This window comes from Planctomycetia bacterium (assembly GCA_034440135.1).
In the GTDB taxonomy this organism is placed as follows: Bacteria; Planctomycetota; Planctomycetia; order Pirellulales; family JALHLM01; genus JALHLM01.
Window position 1 is genome coordinate 1 of the sequence record JAWXBP010000495.1, and the last position, 3,759, is coordinate 3,759.

Genomic DNA, 3,759 nt, shown 5'->3' on the forward strand with positions numbered 1-3,759 from the left:
TCGGTGGACGGAGCGAGTTGGTTGCCGTTCGTCCGATTCGAACTACTGGAGTTATTCGGAGTGACTGGGGTCGTATTTGGCTGCGCACTCCGTGACGTGGATGCGCCATTGTTCCCGCCACGGGGCGCGACTTCGCTGTTGCCACCCTGCACATTGGGGACGCCAACGCTCCCCTGGGTGCTAGTTGTCGTGGGGACAGGCGTGCCAGCGGAGTTGCTGGAGCTAGTTGCGGCCCCGCCCCCACCCGTGCCGCCTGCGCCAGCGTCTTGAGCAGAAACCAACTGAGGGCATGCAAGCCCCCGGAGAGCCGCCGCGAGTGCGATTGAAAACGTGATTCTCATGGCCAACTTCCCACTGAGGATTTGGGTGATTCGAAGTTTCGATATGGACAGCCGGTTTCGTAACTCCGGCATCATGACTGTTTTTACACCAAGCAAAAGAATGCGCTTCAGTCAGTGTGGCTCTGACAGCTGCAAATACGCACAGTTTCTGCGATGCTTTCCACGTCCCCATCACACGACGCACAGCGTGTGCCAAGGAAAGGCTGTCCAACTGCGCGGGCATTCATGGGCAGTGCCCGCTGCTGCCGGCATTGCGACAGTTGCTCCGGTTCACATTACGGTGCTGTACTGCATTGCCCTCCGCCGCTACGACTCGGGCCAGCAGTGGTGGTACAATGCTGGGCAGCCAACTACGGGAGCCGTGTTGATCGGACAATTGCGTCATTTCGGAGAAGCCCATGCCCCGCTACCAAATGCGCCAGAAATGGTTGTCTTGGGGGGACGACTACACCGTCGCCGATGAAGCGGGCCAGCCGCGGTATTTTATTGACGGCCGCGGTTTCAGCTTCGGCAGCAAGCTGGCCTTTCAGGACATGCAGGGCAAAGAGCTGGCCTTCATTGCCCAGAAGCTTTTGGCTTGGGGACCGACCTACGAGATTTATCGCGGCGGGGAGCTGGCCGCGGTCGTGAAGAAGTCGCTGTTCACCCTGTTTCGTGCGGAGTTCACGGTGGATGTGCCGGGACCGGACGACCTCGTAGCCCAGGGTAATTTCTGGGACTACGAATATCAGTTCACGCGTGGCAGTCGATCCGTGGCAAACGTCTCCAAAGCCTTCTTCAGCCTGACGGACACCTACGGGATTGAGTGTGCGGATGAGGAGGACGACGTATTGATCCTGGCCGCAGCGGTCGTGATCGACCAGTGCAGTCACGAGCGACGCGATTGAATCCTTCAGGCCAGAATAGCGCCCTGGTGATCGACGGTAGAATCGGATGAAGATTGCCACTTACAATGTAAACGGCATCAACGGTCGACTGCCCGTGCTGCTGGATTGGCTGGAGCAATCTGTTCCGGATGTAATTTGCCTCCAGGAATGGAAGGCACCGGATGACAAGTTTCCGGCGGCCGCCATCGAGGCGGCCGGCTACGGCGCGATTTACGACGAATAGTCTCGCAATGGAAAAAGAGCTGTCCCTGAGAATTGTCCTGATCGCGCCGCCGGCTGGCGTTGACTTCGGCCTGCAACACGGCAAAGGCAGCGCCTACACGACGATCCAAAAACAGCGGTCGAATGGCGCTGACCTCACCTTCGCCTGCACGGTGACCGTTAAGGATAATCTTGAAGGCGGGCTTCCCAACTTTCTTGGCCCGCTCGCCCAAGGACCTCCAAGTGCTCGATTCCTCTACCTCGATATTGGACGCCTTGCTGGACAAGCCGACAGCGTATGGGAGCGGAGAATCAAAGTTCCGCTGCGTGACATCTCCTGGGAGCTGATTGAGCAGGCGTCTGCGTATTCGAACCAAGTCCTCGAAGTCCGGTTGCCCGGTACTGGGCGGGATGGCGGGCCTAACTGTGCGACGGTCCATCCTACCGACGGCTGGAAATGTTGCCGGCGGTTGGCCTGACGATGGATGTCGTGTTTTCAGCGTGCCCAATCATTAACGCATCTATCAATGACCCAGCAGCAAACACTGCTCGAACTACCGATCGCAAAGTTCTGGCAACACCAGTTAATGAAGTCCTTCGCCACCCAGCCATGCGGACCTCTGCCGCCGAATTGCCGTCAATGTCCGAAAACTTGAAAGGATTCATCGAGCGTGTTACCTACCACAACCCGAACAACGGGTTTGCGGTGTTACGCGTCAAGCTTCAGGGACACGACGATCTTGTGACAGTTATCGGTAGCACAACCTCGGTAACGGCGGGCGAGCATGTCGAGGCCAGCGGCCACTGGGTGGTCGACCGTGAACATGGCCAGCAGTTCAAGGCCGACGTCTTGAAAACAACGCATCCTGCCTCAGCGGAGGGCATCGAGAAATATCTCGCAGCGGGAGCAATCCGCAGCATTGGCCCTAAACTTGCCGCCAAGATTGTCGCGCTCTACCAGGAACGTACGCTCGAAGTCTTCGAGCAGTCGCCGGACTTCTTGCTTCACATTCGCGGCATCGGCCCGGGCCGGTTGCAGCGCATCCAGCGAAGCTGGGAGGAGCAAAAGGAAGTCCGCAAAATCATCCTATTTCTGACCGAACATGGTATTACTTCCGGCCGAGCGATTCGCATTTACCGCACCTATGGACGCGAGTCTATCGCGAAGATCAAAGAGAACCCGTACCAACTGGCCGACGATATCCGCGGCATCGGCTTCAAGACCGCCGATGAATTGGCCGCCACGCTAGGAATCGAACGCAATAGCCCTTATCGTGCCAGGGCGGCCGTGCGATATACGCTGCAAGACCTGGCTGGTCAGGGACATTGCAGCTATCCAGAGCCGGGTGTGGTCGAACATGCAGTCAAGCTGGTCGAAATCGAGCAAAATGTCGTCGCAGCTGCCGTCCGGAGCGTCGTGCAAGATGGAAGCGTGATCCGAGAGTCCACCGATGGCGAGCCGTGGTTATATCTCGCCAGTCTTCACCGGGCGGAGGTAGGCTTGGCGCAGTCGGTTCACCGAATCGCCTCGTCCAGGACGCATCCCTTGCCACGCATCGAAGTGGAAAAGGCGATCACGTGGGTTGAACAGCGGTTGGACATCAGTTTAGCCGTGGCACAGCAAGAGGCCATCCGGCAGGCCTGCCAGCATAAGTTACTCGTCATCACCGGGGGGCCTGGTGTTGGCAAGACGACCCTCGTGCGCAGCATTTTGGAGATCTTTGCCGCCAAGGAACTGAAATGCGCGCTGGCCGCACCCACAGGTCGGGCAGCAAAGCGGTTGGCCGAGACAACCGGGCGCACCGCCAAAACGATTCACCGGCTCCTGGAGTTTGACCCCGCTACCGGCGAGTTCAAACGCAACCAACAACATCCCCTGACAGGTGACCTGTTCGTGTTGGATGAAACCTCAATGGTCGATGTAGTGTTGGGCCACCAACTCTTGCGAGCGATTCCCAGCGAAGCATGTGTGATCCTGGTGGGGGACGTGGACCAGCTTCCCTCGGTCGGTCCCGGTTCGGTGCTGGCCGATCTGATCAATTCGAACGTGGTCCCGGTGGTCCGCCTCACTGAGATTTTTCGACAAGCAAGCCAAAGTCGAATCATCACGGCGGCCTATGCCATCAATCACGGCCAGATGCCGCATTCGCCCAAGTCAGAGGAGCTGAGCGACTTTTATTTTATCGAATCCAATGAGCCCGAGGCGATTCGAGACGTGTTGGTCCGGTTAGTTCAAGAGCGCATTCCTGCCCGTTTTGGACTCGATCCAAAGTTGGATATTCAAGTGTTAACACCCATGAATCGTTCGCTCTTGGGTGCCCTCAATCTCA

The 3,759-nt window shown here is 57.9% G+C and carries 4 protein-coding genes and 1 pseudogene; all 5 read left to right on the forward strand.

Annotated elements, in window-relative coordinates; all coding sequences use genetic code 11:
• Nucleotides 1–270, forward strand: a 270-nt coding sequence (locus SGJ19_28080; protein ID MDZ4784125.1) for a hypothetical protein, incomplete at its 5' end; no start/stop codon positions are given.
• 469 nt (nt 271–739) lie between these two features.
• Nucleotides 740–1,228, forward strand: coding sequence for an LURP-one-related family protein (locus tag SGJ19_28085; protein MDZ4784126.1), 489 nt, complete (start codon nt 740–742; stop codon nt 1,226–1,228).
• 46 nt (nt 1,229–1,274) lie between these two features.
• Nucleotides 1,275–1,442: pseudogene (locus SGJ19_28090) on the forward strand (endonuclease/exonuclease/phosphatase family protein).
• A gap of 16 nt (nt 1,443–1,458) precedes the next feature.
• The gene (locus SGJ19_28095; GenBank protein MDZ4784127.1) at nt 1,459–1,908 is read left to right on the forward strand and encodes a DUF5990 family protein; all 450 of its coding nucleotides are present in this window, start codon (nt 1,459–1,461) and stop codon (nt 1,906–1,908) included.
• On the forward strand, nt 1,887–3,759 hold a 1,873-nt coding region (locus SGJ19_28100), incomplete at its 3' end, for an AAA family ATPase (protein MDZ4784128.1). The genes SGJ19_28095 and SGJ19_28100, both read left to right, overlap by 22 nt.